The 17106-nt window shown below is 61.1% G+C and carries 18 protein-coding genes; 10 read left to right on the forward strand and 8 right to left on the reverse strand.

Features of this window, described 5'->3' with window-relative positions; genetic code table 11:
- Positions 1 to 14: 14 nt before the first annotated feature.
- Positions 15 to 1100, reverse strand: a complete 1086-nt coding sequence (locus BJ985_RS01060) for a hypothetical protein (protein WP_179386309.1) — start codon at positions 1098 to 1100, stop codon at positions 15 to 17.
- Positions 1101 to 1366: 266 nt separating this feature from the next.
- Here BJ985_RS01060 and BJ985_RS01065 point away from each other — a divergent pair, with 266 nt between their 5' ends.
- Entirely contained in the window at positions 1367 to 3232 is a 1866-nt protein-coding gene (locus BJ985_RS01065) for a BCCT family transporter (protein ID WP_218840662.1), read from the forward strand.
- A 34-nt stretch (positions 3233 to 3266) separates the two neighbouring features.
- Positions 3267 to 4064, forward strand: coding sequence for a zinc transporter ZupT (zupT, locus tag BJ985_RS01070; protein WP_179386311.1), 798 nt, complete (start codon positions 3267 to 3269; stop codon positions 4062 to 4064).
- Positions 4065 to 4091: 27 nt separating this feature from the next.
- Here the strand turns inward: zupT and BJ985_RS01075 are convergent, their stop codons facing one another.
- Genes BJ985_RS01075 through BJ985_RS01085 form a run of 3 tightly spaced genes read right to left on the reverse strand, consistent with a single transcriptional unit; the run spans position 4092 to position 6308 of the window.
- Entirely contained in the window at positions 4092 to 5039 is a 948-nt protein-coding gene (locus BJ985_RS01075) for a DUF808 domain-containing protein (RefSeq protein WP_179386312.1), read from the reverse strand.
- A gap of 3 nt (positions 5040 to 5042) precedes the next feature.
- Positions 5043 to 5579 (reverse strand): ribonuclease FAU-1 family protein, encoded by a 537-nt coding sequence (locus tag BJ985_RS01080; RefSeq protein ID WP_179386313.1) that lies wholly within the window; start codon positions 5577 to 5579, stop codon positions 5043 to 5045.
- Positions 5580 to 6308 carry an Rv1157c family protein gene (locus tag BJ985_RS01085; RefSeq protein WP_179386314.1) on the reverse strand — a complete coding sequence of 243 codons (729 nt, stop codon included), beginning with the start codon at positions 6306 to 6308 and terminating at the stop codon, positions 5580 to 5582. It abuts the gene before it with no gap.
- Positions 6309 to 6583: 275 nt separating this feature from the next.
- Between BJ985_RS01085 and typA the strand changes: the two genes are divergently transcribed.
- Positions 6584 to 8494 carry a translational GTPase TypA gene (typA, locus tag BJ985_RS01090; protein ID WP_179386315.1) on the forward strand — a complete coding sequence of 637 codons (1911 nt, stop codon included), beginning with the start codon at positions 6584 to 6586 and terminating at the stop codon, positions 8492 to 8494.
- 11 nt (positions 8495 to 8505) lie between these two features.
- Here the strand turns inward: typA and BJ985_RS01095 are convergent, their stop codons facing one another.
- Positions 8506 to 9168, reverse strand: a complete 663-nt coding sequence (locus tag BJ985_RS01095; RefSeq protein WP_179386316.1) for a GOLPH3/VPS74 family protein — start codon at positions 9166 to 9168, stop codon at positions 8506 to 8508.
- A gap of 89 nt (positions 9169 to 9257) precedes the next feature.
- Here BJ985_RS01095 and BJ985_RS01100 point away from each other — a divergent pair, with 89 nt between their 5' ends.
- The 7 genes from BJ985_RS01100 to BJ985_RS01130 are packed head-to-tail and all read left to right on the forward strand — an operon-like array spanning position 9258 to position 15020.
- Positions 9258 to 10889 carry an ABC transporter family substrate-binding protein gene (locus tag BJ985_RS01100; protein WP_179386317.1) on the forward strand — a complete coding sequence of 544 codons (1632 nt, stop codon included), beginning with the start codon at positions 9258 to 9260 and terminating at the stop codon, positions 10887 to 10889.
- The gene (locus BJ985_RS01105; protein ID WP_179386318.1) at positions 10879 to 11748 is read left to right on the forward strand and encodes a PIG-L family deacetylase; all 870 of its coding nucleotides are present in this window, start codon (positions 10879 to 10881) and stop codon (positions 11746 to 11748) included. Before BJ985_RS01100 ends, BJ985_RS01105 begins: the two co-directional genes overlap by 11 nt.
- Positions 11748 to 12125: a hypothetical protein gene (locus tag BJ985_RS01110; RefSeq protein ID WP_179386319.1), complete on the forward strand. Its 378-nt coding sequence runs from the start codon at positions 11748 to 11750 to the stop codon at positions 12123 to 12125. The genes BJ985_RS01105 and BJ985_RS01110 overlap by 1 nt, the downstream gene beginning before the upstream one ends.
- Positions 12126 to 12178: 53 nt before the next feature.
- On the forward strand, positions 12179 to 12502 hold the full coding sequence (fdxA, locus tag BJ985_RS01115; protein WP_005323553.1) for a ferredoxin: 324 nt from the start codon (positions 12179 to 12181) through the stop codon (positions 12500 to 12502).
- Positions 12503 to 12505: 3 nt separating this feature from the next.
- Positions 12506 to 13594 (forward strand): succinyldiaminopimelate transaminase, encoded by a 1089-nt coding sequence (gene dapC, locus BJ985_RS01120; RefSeq protein ID WP_179386320.1) that lies wholly within the window; start codon positions 12506 to 12508, stop codon positions 13592 to 13594.
- Complete coding sequence (locus BJ985_RS01125) at positions 13551 to 14426, forward strand: pseudouridine synthase (protein WP_236587075.1); 876 nt, start codon at positions 13551 to 13553, stop codon at positions 14424 to 14426. The genes dapC and BJ985_RS01125 overlap by 44 nt, the downstream gene beginning before the upstream one ends.
- A gap of 30 nt (positions 14427 to 14456) precedes the next feature.
- Positions 14457 to 15020 (forward strand): GtrA family protein, encoded by a 564-nt coding sequence (locus BJ985_RS01130; protein WP_005323549.1) that lies wholly within the window; start codon positions 14457 to 14459, stop codon positions 15018 to 15020.
- A gap of 184 nt (positions 15021 to 15204) precedes the next feature.
- Here the strand turns inward: BJ985_RS01130 and BJ985_RS01135 are convergent, their stop codons facing one another.
- Genes BJ985_RS01135 through BJ985_RS01145 form a run of 3 tightly spaced genes read right to left on the reverse strand, consistent with a single transcriptional unit; the run spans position 15205 to position 16804 of the window.
- Positions 15205 to 15687 carry a SoxR reducing system RseC family protein gene (locus tag BJ985_RS01135; RefSeq protein WP_179386321.1) on the reverse strand — a complete coding sequence of 161 codons (483 nt, stop codon included), beginning with the start codon at positions 15685 to 15687 and terminating at the stop codon, positions 15205 to 15207.
- A complete protein-coding gene (locus BJ985_RS01140) occupies positions 15680 to 15889 on the reverse strand; it encodes a helix-turn-helix transcriptional regulator (protein ID WP_005323547.1) in 210 nt (69 codons plus the stop codon). The genes BJ985_RS01135 and BJ985_RS01140 overlap by 8 nt, the downstream gene beginning before the upstream one ends.
- 57 nt (positions 15890 to 15946) lie before the next feature.
- Positions 15947 to 16804 (reverse strand): type IV toxin-antitoxin system AbiEi family antitoxin domain-containing protein, encoded by an 858-nt coding sequence (locus tag BJ985_RS01145; protein WP_005323546.1) that lies wholly within the window; start codon positions 16802 to 16804, stop codon positions 15947 to 15949.
- Positions 16805 to 17106 lie beyond the last annotated feature (302 nt).

Raw genomic sequence — 17106 nt, forward strand, 5'->3', positions numbered from 1 at the left:
GCCGAGCATCGCACCTATTTGCGGTGATTGCCCCCGCGGTGGTGAGACGTGTCGCGTGCCACGCGCCGGGCCCGCACGCGCGCGGATTCGGAGGAAAAGCGGCCCGGTTCTTCGGCTACCGGGAGCGCACGCCAGCTGAAGTTCTGCTCTCCTGGGATAGAGGAGACCAACTCCGCCAGCTTGGCGCTGGCCTGCGGTTGTTGTGCTTGCTCATTGTGCTGCTGAGCTGGCGCATCTGGCTTAGCGGGTGCAGCCGGCTGGGCCTGCGGCCCTTTCGGGCGGCGCGAGCCGCTGGGCAGTGCCGTCACGATGGCTTCGCCGGAAAGCGTGTGCTCCCAGACCTCGGGCTGAGCCGGTGTGGCTGCGCGCGCGGCGGCGGGAATCGCAGGTTGTGGCGCGGGCACGCGCAGTGGCGGAACAGCGGGGGAGAAGAGCTCCGCGGTGGTGGCCTCATCGGCGGGGATATCGACGGCAAGCATGCCGTGGCTCGCGTAGGCGCGGGCAGAAAGCCCCGCCCCAGAACCGTGTGCCGCAGCGAATGCGGCGCGCAGTCCAGGGAGCGCGGCACTGTCGCCGAGGGGACCGAGAACCGTATCGTCGCAGGTCGCCACCGCGGTGCCGGCAAGGTCTTCCAGCGTGACGAAGAATTGCTGCGAGCCCATGCCATCAAGCTGGGCGGGCGATAGGTCGCCGGCGGCGGCATCGATTAGCACGCCTCGTCCGCCAGTTAGCAACGCAGTTCCTTGCGGCTGGTCATTGACCGGCACCATCCACGGCCACAGGCCCAGTGACACGGCAACTTCAACCTCGCCGTCCACGACCTCCACGGTGGCGATCGTCTGCGGCTGTGCGGAGGAAGCCTTCAATCGCTCCAAGGCGGGATACTCCGCCGCCTCGACCTCGTCCAGAAACCCTAAGAAGCCGAAGTCCGAGCGAACGCGCCAGCCGTTGGTGTAGGTATCGGGTTCTAGGGAGACGTCGACAAGCGCAGCGTGCTTCGCCACACCGGGGATACTCAATGCGGTGCCCAGCACTGGGTGCTCGAGGACCGCAACATGCTCCACGCCGAAGTAACTAGTCGCGAGCGGGTATAGCGCCATAGAAAGTCACTCCCAAGGTTAAAGGCCGGTAAACAATTCGTAGCTCATTTTACGCATATGGGGGATAGGGCTGGCGCCAGCTTTATATCCTGCGAGTTTTCATTAATGTATAGACAGCTCTCTTAAAAGTGAAACCCGGAAAACAGAATAGGAGTAGAACCATCTCTTCTTCATCGTCTTCCTCATCCCGCCCTGTGCGTGGGGTGAATAATTCGGAGGAAAGCAAAAAGCGCACCCGCAATGCCAAGCGCATCTTAAAGGACATTATGTACCCGCATAATATCCACCCCGCGCTGGTACCGGGCGTCTCCATTGAGGACCAGAAGGTCAAGTACGGCGTGGATAAACCGATCCTCTTTGTGGTCGGCGGACTGGTCGTCGCCTTCGTAGTCTGGGGTGTGATTGCGCCCGAGCAGGTCTTCGATGCTTCTTCGACAGCGCTCGATTGGGTGATGCGTAACTTGGGCTGGATCTTTACCGCCCTGGCGACGTTCCTGATGTTTTTGCTCATCATCTTGGCCTTTTCAAAGTACGGCAAAATCCCTCTCGGGCTAGATGGGGAGAAGCCGGAATTTTCCACGGTGAGCTGGGCCGCGATGCTCTTTGGTGCCGGCATTGGCATCGGCATTATCTTCTTCGGCCCCTTCGAGCCGCTGAGCTACTACCTTTCGCCGCGCCCTGGTGCCTATGAGGCTGCGAGCGATGAAGCGGTGCTGGGCGCCATGGCGCAGGCAGCCATGCACTGGGGCTTTAATGCCTGGGCAATTTACGCCATCGTGGGCCTGTGCGTGGCCTACGTCTCCTTCCGCCGCGGCCGCGTGCCGCTGATGAGCTCCATCCTGATGCCGCTCTTTGGCAATCGCTCCTCTGATTCCCTGCCCGCGCGCATCATCGATGGCCTGGCCATTATTGCCACTCTCTTCGGCACCGCCGCCACGCTGGGCATCGGTGCGCTGCAGATCGGCCGCGGCGTGGAATTGGTTAGCGGCTGGTCTACCACCGGCAATGCTGCGGCGCTGGTGATCATCGTGGTGCTGTCCATCGGAACGATCTTCTCGGCCGTCTCCGGCGTGGCCAAGGGCATTCGGTGGCTCTCCAATATCAATCTGGTGCTGGCCATGGCACTGGCCCTGTTCTTCTTCGTCGTGGGGCCGACCGCCTTCTTGGCCAATATGCTGCCGGCCGTGGTGATTGAATATCTCGATGAAATGCCGCAGATGCTCTCCGCCAACATGGGCGAGGGCGAAGACATGGTGGCCTTCCTGTCCTCTTGGACCACCTTCTACTGGGCGTGGTGGGTATCCTGGTCGCCATTCGTGGGCGTCTTCGTAGCCAAGATTTCGCGCGGGCGAACCATCCGCCAGTTCGTGCTCGGTGTGTTGCTTATTCCCTCGGCCATCATTGTTGCCGCTTTTACCATCCTGGGCGGTACCACCATTTGGTTGCAGCGCCGCGATGGCGATATCGCCTCAGATGGCACTATTGATTCCATGCCGGCGGCAGAAGACATCTTCTTCAAGGTCTTGGACCACTTCCCAGGAGCGGAGTGGATGGCGCCCATCGTCATCATCATGCTGGTGGTCTTCTTCATTACCACGGCTGACTCCGCATCCATTGTGAACTCGCAGCTCACCCAGCGCGGCAACCCCAAGCCCAACCCGGCAGTAACGGTCTTTTGGGTGGTATGTATGGCTGGCATTGCCGTGGTCATTTTGCTTGCCGGTGGCCGTAATGCGCTGCAGGGCCTGCAGAACCTTATTACGGTGACGGCTTTGCCTTTCGCGGTTATCATCGTGCTCATGTGCATCGCGTTGGTGCGCGAGCTGCGCCATGATCCTGCCTCCATCCGTCATTTCTACGAGGACGAAGCGGTCTCTAATGCGATCGTGCGGGGCGTGCGCGATTATGGCGATAACTTTGCCCTGTCTATCGAGCCGACAGACGGCGACTACGCAACGGGCGCGCACTTTAACTCCACTGCAGCAGAGGTGACCGATTGGTACGCGCGCACGGACGAAGAGGGCCGCGCCGTGGGCTATGACTATGAGGCAGGCGAGTATGTGGACAACGATCCATCTATCAAGAATGGCGAGTTCATCTCTCCGGTACCGGAAGATAAGGAAGAAAATTAATACTTGACAATTATTGGCTGGTAGGGTGCCAGCTATGACTTTTAGTACCTTTGCCTTTGCCTTCGCCTTGGTGCTGCTGTCGGGTCTATCGACCTCGATTGGCGGCGCTTTGGCGGTGGGAAGGCGCGAGCCGGGGCCGGCTTTTATGGCCGCTGCACTGGGGCTTTCGGCCGGCGTGATGCTGTATGTCTCCTTTATGGAGATCCTGCCGGAAGGCATTGCGCAGCTTTCCGACGCCCTCGGCGAGGAAACCACCGGCACCTGGGCCGCCGTCGGGGCGTTCTTTGCTGGCATCGCCGTCATCGCCATCATTGACCGGCTCGTGCCGGAGGAGATTAATCCCCATGAGCCGGCCACCACGGCCGAAGAAGCCCGCCGCAAGAAGCTAATGAAAACTGGCGTATTTACCGCCTGCGCGCTGGGCCTGCACAATTTCCCTGAGGGATTCGCCACCTTCTTATCCGGTCTGGAATCTAAGGAAGTTGCGGTGCCGGTGGCGGTGGCCATCGCCATTCACAATATTCCGGAAGGCATTGCGGTGGCTGTTCCGCTGCGCGAGGCCACTGGCTCCCGCAAGAAGGCCTTTTGGTGGGCCACCTTGTCTGGACTGGCTGAGCCGCTCGGCGCGCTCATCGGCTTTGGCCTTCTCATGCCGGTTATTGGGCCGGCGACGATGGGCATTAGTTTCGCCGCCATCGCCGGCATTATGGTCTTCATCTCGCTGGATGAGCTATTGCCCACCGCTGAGGAGACCGGCGAGCACCATCACGCTATCTACGGTTTGATTGCCGGCATGGCCGTGATGGCGGTTTCGCTGATGCTATTTATGTAGCCGGCTATGCAGCCGGGCTACGGAGCGTTAAGCTTCCGCCGGCTCGGCAGAAGTGGCCGAAGTCTTGCCAAAGGAGGCCTTAACCGCCATCACGATGGTGGCAACGACTACGCCAAGCACCAGGCCGCAGACCATGGACATGCCGGTATCTGCCAGCCATGCCAGGGCGCCATTGGAGATATTCTCGGTCGTGGACGCGATGAATTCGTGGGGCTGATCCATGCCGAACTCGTGCAGGCCCTTGACCACGATATGGCCGCCTACCCACAGCATGGCGGCGGTACCAATGACGCCGATGATATCGAGAACGATCGGCATGCCCTTGACCAAGGCGTTGCCCACCGTGGACTTGCCATCGTGGCGCTTATTAAGGGCCATGCCAATATCGTCCATCTTGACCAAGAGGCCTACGGCGCCGTAGACACCCAGGGTCAGCAAGATGCCGACGAAGATGAGGGCACCCAGGCGCATCCAGAATGGCTCGTTGATGACCTCATTTAGGGAAATGACCATGATCTCGGCAGACAAGATGAGGTCGGTGGTGATAGCGGACTTAACTAGGCTGTCCTCGGCATCGGCGCCCTTTTCCTGGACTGACTCGGTCTCCTTTTCCCGGTGGGGGAGAACGTGATGCAGGATTTTCTCCGCACCTTCAAAGCACAAGAAAGTACCGCCGCACATCAGGATGGGGGTGAGCGCCCACGGCGCGATCCAAGAGAGGATCATGGCGATGGGCAGGATGATAACGAGCTTATTGATGAGTGAGCCCTTGGTAATGCGCCAGATCATCGGCAGCTCGCGTTGCGGCTTGATTCCCTCCACGTATTGCGGGGTTACGGCAGCATCGTCGACCACCACACCTGCGGCCTTCACGGAGGTTTTGCCCGCGAGGGCGGCCGCATCGTCAACGCTGGAGGCAGCGGAGCGGGCGATCAGGGCGACGTCGTCAAGCAGGGCAAAAAGGCCACCAGCCATAAATTATCCTTCTGGGGTTAGGGTGATGTTATCGGACCACGTTAAGTGTATCCCCTGATGCGCCAGCCAAGCCATCGCATCATCACCGCTGCGAGTAATGCCCTCGACCGCGGCAAGTGTAGTGTCGATCGCTTTCTCGGCGTCCTCGGCAGAAATCAAGCCAGCGGAGGTCGCGGCAGAGAGTTCATCAATATCGAGCACAGAAATGGGCTCGCCGCGCGTGGCAACCAGATCCACATAAAGGTCGCGGGTGGTCCACACCGCGCCCTCGCGCTGGATCTCGGCCACGTCGATATAAAAGTCTTGGTGGACGTCTACGCCGGGGCGGAAATGGAAGATATTGGCGCGCAGGTTGAGATCGGGCAGCAGCCACGATTCCAGGTAACCAAAGCGCGGGTGATCGGCGCCGCGAGCCATGTAGAGGCCGAAATCCGTCTCGGTGTACGTGTCGACCTCGCGTAAGAATCCCTTGGGGTCGGTATTGGTGTACTCGGCGGTATTAAAGGTCTCGCGCTTGACCGGATGGAGATCCACCGGCATCTACTTCACCTCAAGGAAGGCGGCGGTCGGGGCGAAATTGCAGCGGGATTCCTGGGTGTTCACGCCGCCAGAAAGCAGCGCGATGACGGTGCCCTTGCCGGTCTGGGCGGTGCCGGACAAGGTGGTAGGGCCGTCCTGATTGATGCCATTGTTATTCAGCGGGGTGACACCGCTGCGCAGGGTGTCGAGGTTGAACCACTGCACGTTCATCCCGCCTTGTTCGCGCGCGGCCGGTGGGGTGCCAAGGGCGGTGAAGAGGAATACGGTTTCGCCGGACTTTGCCCCCGGTGCCGGCATTTCGGTGGGGCCAGGAACGGCAATGGCCGAGCCCATGGCATCGCTGGTGCCGCCGATGCAGTGTGCGGAGACCGTGGGCCAGTAAAACTGGCGGAAGTTCGGGTTATTGCCTTCCGGCATGGCTACGCCGCCCTTGCCATCGCCGCCGCCGGCGAAGAACGCGAGGCCAGAGAGGATAGCGTTGCGAACATCCTCGGGAATCCACGGTTGTGCCGCAAAAGCGCGGATGCGGTCCTGGGTTTCCTGGTTGGGGCGGCCAAGCTCGTCCAGTGGGCTATGGGAGGACGCCTGCTGCACCAAGGAAGAAAGATCTGGTGCGGAAGCCTGCGCTGGGGCGACGAGGGGAGAGGCGAGGCCGATGAGCGCGGCCGTGGCAGCGGCGATATAACCGGTGCGGCCGGACAGGCGCCAAGTAGTGCGGGCGTGGCTCACGTTATCAATTCCTTGGGTGCGGTCTCGGGAAGGGCGGTTAAACCCCAGTTGTCACATTTGTAACAATATTACCTACAGTAACGATAGTGATGGCTGGGGGAGTGTCAAGTGCTTTGGCAATCTATAAGATTTTTCGCCCGTTATATACGGTGCGTTACGGGGTAAAGCCAGCCCCAATGCTGCACTTGGCCCTTTAAGGGGGTATCGTGGGAGCTCGTTCAAGATCAATTTCGCGCGCGCAAGCGCTGTAGATCCTCCGAAGGAGAACCCCACTAGTGAGTAATACCGAGTTCCGTAATGTTGCCATCGTCGCGCACGTTGACCATGGCAAGACCACCCTGGTCAACGGCATGCTGGAGCAGTCCGGCGCCTTTGGTGACCACGGTGAACACACGGACCGCGTCATGGACTCCAATGATCAGGAGCGCGAGCGCGGCATTACCATTCTGGCCAAGAACACGGCCATTCACCGCAAGGGCCTGGGCAAGGACGGCCAGGACCTGATTATTAACGTCATTGACACCCCAGGCCACGCCGACTTCGGTGGCGAGGTCGAGCGCGGTATTTCCATGGTGGATGGCGTTGTCTTGCTCGTCGATGCCTCCGAGGGTCCGCTGCCGCAGACCCGCTTCGTGCTCACCAAGGCACTGGAAGCCAAGCTGCCGGTTATCATCTGCGTGAACAAGACTGACCGCCCGGATGCCCGCATCGACGAGGTTGTCTCCGAGTCCCAGGACCTGCTGCTGGAAATCGCCGCCGGCCTGGAGGACGAGGAAGCCGCGGCCGCCGCCGAGGAGCTGCTGGACCTTCCGGTTCTCTACGCTTCCGGCCGCGCCGGCGTTGCCTCCACCGAGAACCCAGGCGATGGCAACGTCCCTGAGGGCGAGGATCTGCAGCCGCTTTTCGACGTCATCTATAACGTCCTCCCAGAGCCTTCCGCTACCGTCGACGCCCCACTGCAGGCGCACGTAACCAACCTGGACGCTTCCGACTTCCTGGGCCGTATCGCGCTGCTGCGTATCTACGCCGGCCGCATCAAGAAGGGCCAGCAGGTGGCCTGGATTCACTACGACGAGGATGGCAACCAGCACACCAAGACCGTGAAGGTCGCCGAGCTGCTGCGCACCGTCGGCTTCGAGCGTCAGCCGGCCGAGGAGGCCATCGCCGGTGACATCGTTGCTATCTCCGGCATTTCTGACGTCATGATTGGTGACACCATCGCCGATCCGGAGCACCCAGAGGCCCTGCCGCGCATCACCGTGGACGAGCCGGCCATCTCCATGACCATCGGCGTTAATACTTCCCCGATGGCAGGCCAGGGCGGCGGCGATAAGCTCACCGCACGTATGGTCAAGGCCCGTCTGGAGCAGGAGCTCATCGGTAACGTTTCGCTGCGCGTGCTGCCTACCGAGCGTCCCGACGCTTGGGAGGTCCAGGGCCGTGGCGAAATGGCGCTGTCCGTGCTCATCGAGTCCATGCGTCGCGAGGGCTTCGAGCTGACCATCGGCAAGCCGCAGGTTGTGACCAAGGAGATCGACGGCAAGACCTACGAGCCGTACGAGATCCTCACCATTGACTCCCCGTCCGAGCACCAGGGTGCTATCACCCAGCTGCTGGCCTCCCGCAAGGGCCAGATGCAGGCCATGGACGTGCGCGAGGGCGACTGGGTACGCATGATCTTCCGCGTTCCTGCCCGCGGTCTCATCGGCTTCCGCACCCAGTTCATGACCGAGACCCGCGGTGCCGGCATCGCTAACTCCATTTCTGACGGCCTAGATGTCTGGGCCGGCGAGATCAAGTCCCGCCCAACCGGCTCCCTGGTGGCTGACCGCACCGGCCAGATCACCCAGTACGCGTTGATGCAGCTGGCTGACCGCGGCAACTTCTTCGTCGAGCCGGGTGCTGAGGCTTATGAGGGCATGGTCGTTGGTGCCAATAACCGCGATGAGGATATTGACATCAACATCACCAAGGAAAAGAAGCTGACCAATATGCGCTCCGCCACCGCGGATGCCACGGTCACCCTTGCTAAGGCACACACCCTCTCCCTGGAAGAGGCGCTGGAATTCTGTGGCAACGACGAGTGCGTCGAGGTCGCCCCAGACGTCCTGCGCGTGCGCAAGGTAGAGCTTTCCGCTACCGACCGCAAGCGTGCTGCTGCTCGCAAGAAGCAGATGAATAAGTAAAAAGCCGCACCCTAGGTGGTGGTGATTGCCGCTGTCGTGGCCACCATCGCCGCAACCGCTGCCGCCTCCTCAACTACGGCCTTGACCGCTGAGGAGGCGGTTTTGTCGTACTCGACCTCTTCTTTGATTTCCTGAATGCGCGCCCGCATCTCGCGGCGCTTCATTCCCTCCGCATCGTTTTTCAGCAGGGTATAGGCGCCGCTGACCTCGCGGAGGATATCGAGGATGATGACGTCATTGACCTCGGCTGGCCGCTGCGCCTCTAAGACTGCAACCAACCGCTCGCGCAGTTCCTTTTCCAGCTCCAAGTCCGTCATGATGTAGCGGTCGCCGCTTATTTGCCACCACTTGGCTTTTTCCACGTCGAGCTGTCCATTCGCGTGGAAATCCAAGGCGATGATTTCCCGCGGGGTAAACCACGAAGCCTCCAACAGGCTCTGCATGCTGGTGGCCTTGTGCTGCTGCAGCTCCTCCCAAGCCCACGCCAACACGGGGTGCTCTGGGCGCTGTGGAGTGGTCTCTACCTTCTTTTTCTCACCGAGCTCTACGTGCCCGCCCAGCAGCAGGTCCGTGAGTACGGTGGCGCGCAGAGCGGCCTCATTATTGGACACCCAGTCTTCCTGCTTGCCGTTGTCCTTGGTCAGGAGAAGGAACATTTCTTGGCAGATGAGCATTGTGGACTCCTTAAAAGTTGCGGTCTATGGCCGAGTCTAGCGCCAATAATCTTCGTTTCGGCGGGGTAGAGGGACTAAAGTAGTCCGCGATGAAAAAGAATCCGGCTTCACCAAGGCGCGCGGCGTCGGCAATCGCAGCGGTACTCAGCACCGCCAGCCTTTCACTACTTAGCGCCTGCGCGGCTAACCCCGGCCCACCACCGGTGGTGGAGGATAATGCCTCCGCGCTGCAAGAAGATCAGACCACCACCACGCCTGGCCCGGAAGAAGAGCAGCCGCAGGATGCCGACTCCGCCAAGCGCCCGACCATCTCGGTGGGCGTGGACCCTCTGCGCGCGGGTTTGAACCCGCACCTTGTGGCCAATAACTCCGAGCTGGTCGACCAGATTGCAGAACTGGTGCTGCCCTCGGCGTTCCACCACGGGCAAAGGGACGCCGATATCCTCGAATCCGCCTCTGAGGTCACCGCTCCTAAGGGCGTGGCGCAACGGGTGCGCTACGTTATCGCCTCGCCCGCACAATGGTCCGATGGCACACCCATTTCCGGCGCGGACTTTAGCTACCTGTGGAAGCAGATGACCACTACCGCCGGTGTGCGCGATCCCGCCGGCTACCACGCCATATCGGCCGTCAATACCTCCGATGGCGGCCGCGTAGTCACCGTGGACTTTTCCCAGAAGGTGAAAGATTGGCATCTGCTTTTCCATAATTTGCTGCCTTCCCATCTGCTGCAGGACGATAACTTTGGCTCTGCCTTAGCCGATAAGATTCCAGCATCGGCCGGGCGCTACCTCGTTGATAGCGTGGACCGCGGACGCGGAGTCATTACCTTGAACCGGAACGACCGCTTCTGGGGCGCTAATCCGGCGCAGGTGGACGTCATCCAGCTGCGCGAAGTGCGCGATAGCACCCAGGCGCTCAATATGCTGCGCTCCGGGCAGATTGGTTTCGCGGACTTTACCCCGGATCAAACCTCCCAGGAGGCACTGGGCCTTTTAGGGCATGTTTCCGATAAAGCCCTGACCCGCCCGCGCCAGCTGCGCCTGCACATGTCCACCGCGGATGGAGCACTAGAAGAAAGCGCAGCACGCCGTGGATTGGCCTCGCTGATTGACACGGACCAGGTCGCGCGTTTGGCCACCGGCCGCGCCTCCAACCTGGAGCCCGGGAACAACCCTATAAGTAAGGACACGGATCTTACTGCGCTGCGCACCCGCGCTAGTAAAAAGCCGATTCGCTTTGCGGTAGACCCCACTAGCCCCACGGCCTTGGCCGCGGCCACTACGCTTTACGACGTCCTAGAAGCCCATGGGATCGATGCTGAGGTGGTTTCCGAGCGCCTGACTACAATAACTTCCAAGCTTTTGCCAGAAGGCGAAGTGGATGCGGTGGTGACCTGGGAGGATATTTCCCTGAACTCGCTGGCCGCGGCAAATATCTTCAGCTGCGATGACAAGCAGCCGCTCGCCGGCGACCTGTCCGGAATCTGCCCGGAGAACGCGGATGAGATTCGCGAGGAGATTTTGTCCGGCGCCATGAGCCCGAAGGAAGCCCTCGGCCGCATTCGCGATGTGAACTCTAAGGAGGCCCTTTACGTGCCTTTGGTGGATGAGACGCGTATCCATGCGCTCGGGGAGGGTATTGTAGGCCCCGGCCAAAGCATTGATGATTGGGACGAGGGTCTTATCACCGCGCCCCGCTGGAGGATAGATGAAGACTAAGGACTTAACCGGCTACCGTGTGGTGGCAGTGCACGCCCACCCGGATGATGAAACCCTCTTTATGGGTGGCACCCTGGCCACTCTTGCCACACGCGGCGCCGAGGTTACCGTCATTACTCTTACCTTGGGTGAGGACGGCGAGGTCATCGGCGAGCCTTACCAAGGTCTGGCCGATCACGATCAGCTCGGCGGTTTCCGCGCCCGCGAATTGGCCAATGCCCTCGATGCCCTGGGTGTCAAGGGGATCCAGCTGGGCGGTTTCGGCCACTTCCATGACTCTGGCATGGCAGGCTCTCCCTCGCACGAGAACCCGCGTGCGCTGGTCAATCGCATCGAGGAGGCGGCCGATTTCCTGAGCGACGAGCTTGAGGCTATCCAGCCCCACGCCATCTTGACCTACGGGCCCGATGGCGGCTACGGGCACCCGGACCACATTGCGGTGCATGAGGCGGTGATGAAGGCGGCGTCGCCAAGCACGCGCATTTGGTACGGCATTTTTGAACGCGCGGCCAATTATGCCGGCCTGGACACCCTCGATGCGCCGGCCGGGTGGACCAAGCCCAGCCAGGAGTACCTAGACAATTTCACCAACGAGGGCGCCGATGTCACCGTCGCTCTTTCCGACGCCGCCCTGGACGCCAAGCGCTGCGCCATGCGCGCCCACGCCTCCCAAATCTGGGTGGCCGATGGCTCCACCACCCGCACCAACCCCGAGGCCGCCGTGGCCGCGTTGCACGAACCCGAGCAGGTGCCCGGGGCCTATGGTCTATCCAACCTGCTGGTCATGCCCCTGCTGCGCGCCGAGTACTTCCAGCTGGGACAGGGCGAGCCGGCCGATGACCTGCTGGGCGGCCTGTAATGCGCACGGATTTTAGCCGCGGCGAGCAGGTCACCGGCCTGGTGTGGTTGGGCATCGGCGCGCTATTGTCGGTCTTCCTCGAGGTCATCTACCTCACTGCGCGCATTCCGCTGTCTAATGGGGCGAGCGTGGCTTTTCCCATCACCATCCTGCTTGCGTGGTGGTTTAACTCCGTGCTCACCCGTACCGCCCGGCTATGGAGCCCCGCACCGATGGTCGGCGCCATCCCGCTCATCGTCTGGTGCCTGGGCTTTTTTGCCTTCATGCTCCTCGTACCGATGACAGGAGACATGCTCTTGGCCAATAATATTCTCAGCCTGTTCCTGCTTTTGGCCGGGATAGGCGGGGGCGTTTGGCCATTTTTCAAGCAGAAGTGACATACTGTTAAACATCCCAAATCCGTGACATCAGGAAGTTTCAAGGAATCTCCATGACTTATACGATCGCACAGCCTTGCGTTGACATAATGGACCGCAGCTGCGTTGAGGAATGCCCTGTTGACTGCATCTACGAGGGCAAGCGCATGCTCTACATCCACCCGGATGAGTGCGTGGACTGCGGCGCCTGCGAGCCGGCTTGCCCGGTCGAGGCCATCTTCTACGAGGATGACGTTCCCGATGAGTGGCTGGACTACAACGACGCCAACGCCGCCTTCTTCGATGACCTGGGCTCCCCGGGCGGCGCGGCGGCCCTTGGGCCACAGGACTTTGACGTCCCGATGATTGCCGCGCTTCCACCACAGAATCAGGAGTAAGACATGGCACGCACACCGCTAGGAAAGACGCTTCCAGACTTCCCCTGGGATTCGCTGGCCGGCGCCAAGAAGAAGGCCCAGGCCCACCCGGGTGGAATCGTTGACCTCTCGGTGGGCAACCCCGTTGACCCTGTATCCCCGGGCGTGCAGCTTGCGTTGACCGCAGCCGCGCAGAACCCTGGTTACCCGCAGACCGCCGGCACCCCGGAACTGCGCGAGGCCATCGCCGCCGCGCTCACCCGCCGCTATAACATGCAGGTTGACCGCGTCCTGCCGGTGGTCGGCACCAAGGAGGCCATCGCCTGGCTGCCTACGCTTCTGGGCATGCGCGGCGAGACCGTCGCCTTCCCCTCGGTGGCCTATCCCACCTACGAGGTGGGCGCCCTGCTCGCCGGCGCCACGCCGCTGCGCGCGGATTCCGATTTCCAGGATGCCTCCCTGGTCTTTTTGAATTCGCCGTCCAATCCCACCGGCCGCGTGCTCGGCGTGGAGGAACTGCGCCGCATCGTGGCGTGGGCGCGCGAGACCGGCGCCATCATCGCCTCCGATGAGTGCTACATGAGCCTGGGCTGGAACGACGATAATCCGCCGGTGTCCATCCTCGATCCGCGCGTGACCGATGGTGATAACACCGGGCTCATCGCCATGCATTCGCTGTCCAAGACCGCGAATATGGCCGCTTACCGCGCCGGCTTCTTCGCGGGCGATAACGAGCTCATCGCCGAGCTGCTGCAGCTGCGCAAGCACGCCGGCCTCATCGTTCCAGGTCCCATCCAGGCCGCCATGGTCGCCGCGCTCAACGACGACGACACCGAGGCACTCCAGCGCAACCGCTACGCTTCCCGCCGTGCAGTGCTTATGCACGCGCTTGTCGACGCCGGCTTTACCATCGACCACTCCGATGCCGGCATGTACCTGTGGGCCACCCGGGGCGAGAATTGCCGCGAGACCATCGACTGGCTTGCCGAGCGCGGCATCCTCGCGGCCCCGGGTGACTTCTACGGCCCGGCCGGCGAGAAGCATGTGCGTATCGGCCTCAATGGCACCGATGAGCGCATCGATGCCGCCGTGGACCGCCTCGCCGGTGCCTAATTCCGGTAGGCCTCCCGCCCGCGCGGGCATTTCGCCGCGCAAAACGGTCCTGCGCGGCCACGTGCCCGAGGAAGGGGAGTACTTCGCCGCCCGTGCCGGCGACTCTCCCTTTTCGCCCGGCACCGTGCTGCCGCCCGGCGCCGCACTTTCGCACCCCGTGCCCGCCTGGTACCACCCCTCCGTTCCTCCGGAACGCCCGATTCCTTTCGACTACTCCGTGGTCCACGCCGACCGCGACCTCATCGTGGCCGATAAGCCGCACTTCCTGCCCACGACCACCAACGGCCGCCTCCAGCGCGAAACGCTGCAAACCCGCCTGCGCGTGGACTTTGGCGAAGACGACATCGTACCCCTGCACCGCCTAGACCGCCTGACCGCTGGCCTCGTCATCTGCTCCCGCAATCCCGCAACCCGCGCCGCCTACCAGCGCATCTTTCTGGAGGGGAGTGCGGTGAAGAAGTATCGGGGCGTCGTCAAGCAGCCGCTTTTCGTGGACCGGGAAATTGCCCTGCGCATGCACAAGCCCCGCGGGTCGCGCCAGGTGTTCGTGGCCCCCGAAGGTACGCTGACCTCCACATATGTGCGCGCCGCCGGCCGGGAGGTGACCATGTGGCCGCGCACCGGCCATACCCACCAGTTGCGCGTGCTGCTCAATCACCTCGGCCACCCACTGCTTGGCGACGATACCTATCCCACCCCGCGCAAGCTCGACCTCTATGACTTCCGAACCCCGCTCGCGCTGCTCCATGAGGCTATAACTTTTATAGATCCTCTATCACATTCCGAGCGTCAATTTTTCAGTTCCCAGGCCTTAAGAACTACAATCGAGTAGTTATTTAATCACTGGCTAGAAAGGCGGCCCATGGCAGACCTCAGCGTCGCGCGCTTTGTGTCCAATTTTGGGCAGTTTCTCAAATTCGGCATTGTTGGCGGCTCGGGTACCGCGGTTAATCTCTTTGTGGTCTATTTGTGCAGAAAGATTACTTGGTGGTCTGGCGGCATCGAGGCGGATGACCCCTTCATCAATCTCTTCGGCTCTGTTTTCCATATCCGTTGGTACCATGTGTTTTTGACCATTGCGTTCTTGGTCGCCAACACTTGGAACTACCAGCTGAATCGCATGTGGACTTTCCGATCGGTGGCGAAGGTGTCTTGGCTGCGCGGTTTCTTCCCATTCCTTCTCGCTGGAATTGGAGCTTTTATCGTAAGTCAAGTTGTGGCGACACTGTTAATGAATCCGACTTCGCCGCTGCACTTGCCCTCAGACATTCTGGATGATTCGACCGGTTTGCGTACAAAGGTGTACTGGGCATCGGCCATTTCTATCATTGTCGCTATGCCGATTAACTTTATTTTGAACAAGCTTTGGACCTTCCGCTCGCAGCCGAAGACGCCTCAACTTGTCGAAGAAACCGAGCCAGCCTAGCTAGGTCCCGTATTTCCTTCCTCTCCGCCCCTCGCGCTCACCAGCGCAGGCTGGCGGAGATTTTTCTTTCTCCCCGTGAGCGCGAAGGGCACAGTACCTTCCGTCGCGCTCACGGGGAACGAAATCAGAGAAAACCCGCCGTCCGCGGTGAGCGCGAAGGGCCGGGTGAGGTGCCGGAGTGGGACTAGTCCTCTAGCTCGGCATCGAGGCGAGCTTGGTCGCGGCGGTGCTGGCGGCGACGAATGAAGGGGGCGAGGATGAGCACCGTGGTGATACCGACGGCGGCGCCGATGAGATAGGAAACGGGGTCGTGGCCGTCGGCAGGCGCATAGGCGTTATAGGCAATTCCTGCGAACATGACAATTAGTGGGATGAGGTAGACGGCGATAGCCGCCCAATTGCGGCTGACCAGCGGGGTGGCCACGCGCTTGCGCATCCAAGCAGAACCGATGGAGTTGCCCACGATGGACGGCACGAGCGCGAGGAAGCTCAGCATAGACATCTGGCCCGGAAGGACCCAGGCCAGAACTGCGGCGACGACGAGTTCGAGGAACGGGATTGGGGTCATTCCGATTACGCAGGCCTTGTAGAGCGTGTCGCGTTCGAATTCATCGCGGGTTGCGCGATCGATTTCCTTGAGGGAGTAATTGGCGATGGCGTTAATCATGTTGTTCAGCTCCAAAAATTTCTTCGACGGTTTTTCCTAGTTCGTGGCAAATGTCCAGCGCGAGGTGCACGGAAGGGGAGTAATTTCCCCGTTCGATATTGGCAATGGTCTGGCGGGAGACGCCGGCTTTTTCAGCGAGTTCGGCTTGTGATAATTCGACCCAGCGGCGCCACTTGCGGACCATGTTGGGGTGGTCGGCCATCCGGACTCCTTTACTGTGTGTCTTGCTTACATGTCCTAATGTAAAGGATAGTTGTCATTAAGGCAAATGTCTCACACATAGATGCCACTTCCAATAGGGCTGAGCTGCTGAGATCGGAAGCTCAGGGTTGCGGCCTTTTAGCACCTCAATAGTGGCTTTGATAAGCAGGATGGCTTCGCTGAGGTGGTAATTGATGTCGTCGGCAGTAAAGCGCAAAACGGTATAACCATGGGCTACGGCCGCGTTCTGTTTGGAGCGGTCAGCTTGAAAGGCCACACTGTGCTTGTGGTATTCCCAGCCGTCAACTTCCACCAGCAACTTGCCAATCTTCAGGTCAAAGCGGTAGCCGGCGATGAGAACATTGTGCTTGGGGTAGATTCCTTCTGCGCGCAGCTGCCTGCTTAGTGTGCGTTCCGGCGGGCTATCTGCGCCTATAGCCGAGTGTCGTATCGTCTCTTTTAGAGGCTTCGGGACGCGCCTCATTCGCCGCTGGTCCTCTTCTAGGCGGCCGGGGCCGTGCTTTCCTTGGTAGTAGTCTTCCAATAAAGACCTGCACGCACGCGAAATTCTGCGTGCAGCCCATAGCGGTTGCACCACAGGTAGGCCATCGACCTTGTGTGTGGCCCTGAGGCGCGAGTGCGAAACGCGAAAGTTCTTTCCCTTCAAAGTACGCGGTCCCTCCGCTTCCAGAGGAAATGTCAGCTGCCGGCCGAGGTAAATCTCCTGCGCCGTCTTTCCCGTGAAATGGATGCGGCTGAGCCCATGCGCCAGCGCCCGCGCCACCGCCCAGGGCGTCCATTCATCGGTATAAATCCCCCTGTGCACGCGAAAGAGCTTCCCCTCGCGAACCTTGCGACGAATCGCATCCTTGCTCAAACCTTGGCCGCGCAGTTCCGCGGTAGTCCATTCCCCCATGGGGCTTAACCTAAGCGGTCGTGTTGAGCTGTAGCTATGCGCGTCGCGGCATCCTGTGGATAACCCTGGGGTTGGGGGCGATTTTCCGCTGCGTGGTCTGGATAGCTGTGGATAACTTCCCTTCGCGCTCACCGGCGGCCTCGGGTGGCCCTGATTTGTGCTCCCCGTGAGCGCGACGGGAGGGGCGTGGGCAGAGCTCGCCGTAGGCGCTCACCAGGTGACGAAAAAGAGAGACCCCGCCTCGTGCCGGTGAGCGCGAAGGGCGGGGAGGGGCCAAGGGGAGTGGGCGAGCCGTGCCTCCA

This window comes from Corynebacterium tuberculostearicum, assembly GCF_013408445.1.
Classification (GTDB): domain Bacteria; phylum Actinomycetota; class Actinomycetes; order Mycobacteriales; family Mycobacteriaceae; genus Corynebacterium; species Corynebacterium tuberculostearicum.

Bases quoted from the DNA above. Each gene is read 5' to 3' on its own strand.
- BJ985_RS01060 (WP_179386309.1), bottom strand. From the start codon at position 1,100: ATGGCGCTATACCCGCTCGCGACTAGTTACTTCGGCGTGGAGCATGTT.
- BJ985_RS01065 (WP_218840662.1), top strand. From the start codon at position 1,367: ATGTACCCGCATAATATCCACCCCGCGCTGGTACCGGGCGTCTCCATT.
- zupT (WP_179386311.1), top strand. From the start codon at position 3,267: ATGACTTTTAGTACCTTTGCCTTTGCCTTCGCCTTGGTGCTGCTGTCG.
- BJ985_RS01075 (WP_179386312.1), bottom strand. From the start codon at position 5,039: ATGGCTGGTGGCCTTTTTGCCCTGCTTGACGACGTCGCCCTGATCGCC.
- BJ985_RS01080 (WP_179386313.1), bottom strand. From the start codon at position 5,579: ATGCCGGTGGATCTCCATCCGGTCAAGCGCGAGACCTTTAATACCGCC.
- BJ985_RS01095 (WP_179386316.1), bottom strand. From the start codon at position 9,168: ATGCTCATCTGCCAAGAAATGTTCCTTCTCCTGACCAAGGACAACGGC.
- BJ985_RS01100 (WP_179386317.1), top strand. From the start codon at position 9,258: ATGAAAAAGAATCCGGCTTCACCAAGGCGCGCGGCGTCGGCAATCGCA.
- BJ985_RS01105 (WP_179386318.1), top strand. From the start codon at position 10,879: ATGAAGACTAAGGACTTAACCGGCTACCGTGTGGTGGCAGTGCACGCC.
- BJ985_RS01110 (WP_179386319.1), top strand. From the start codon at position 11,748: ATGCGCACGGATTTTAGCCGCGGCGAGCAGGTCACCGGCCTGGTGTGG.
- fdxA (WP_005323553.1), top strand. From the start codon at position 12,179: ATGACTTATACGATCGCACAGCCTTGCGTTGACATAATGGACCGCAGC.
- dapC (WP_179386320.1), top strand. From the start codon at position 12,506: ATGGCACGCACACCGCTAGGAAAGACGCTTCCAGACTTCCCCTGGGAT.
- BJ985_RS01125 (WP_236587075.1), top strand. From the start codon at position 13,551: ATGAGCGCATCGATGCCGCCGTGGACCGCCTCGCCGGTGCCTAATTCC.
- BJ985_RS01130 (WP_005323549.1), top strand. From the start codon at position 14,457: ATGGCAGACCTCAGCGTCGCGCGCTTTGTGTCCAATTTTGGGCAGTTT.
- BJ985_RS01135 (WP_179386321.1), bottom strand. From the start codon at position 15,687: ATGATTAACGCCATCGCCAATTACTCCCTCAAGGAAATCGATCGCGCA.
- BJ985_RS01140 (WP_005323547.1), bottom strand. From the start codon at position 15,889: ATGGCCGACCACCCCAACATGGTCCGCAAGTGGCGCCGCTGGGTCGAA.
- BJ985_RS01145 (WP_005323546.1), bottom strand. From the start codon at position 16,804: ATGGGGGAATGGACTACCGCGGAACTGCGCGGCCAAGGTTTGAGCAAG.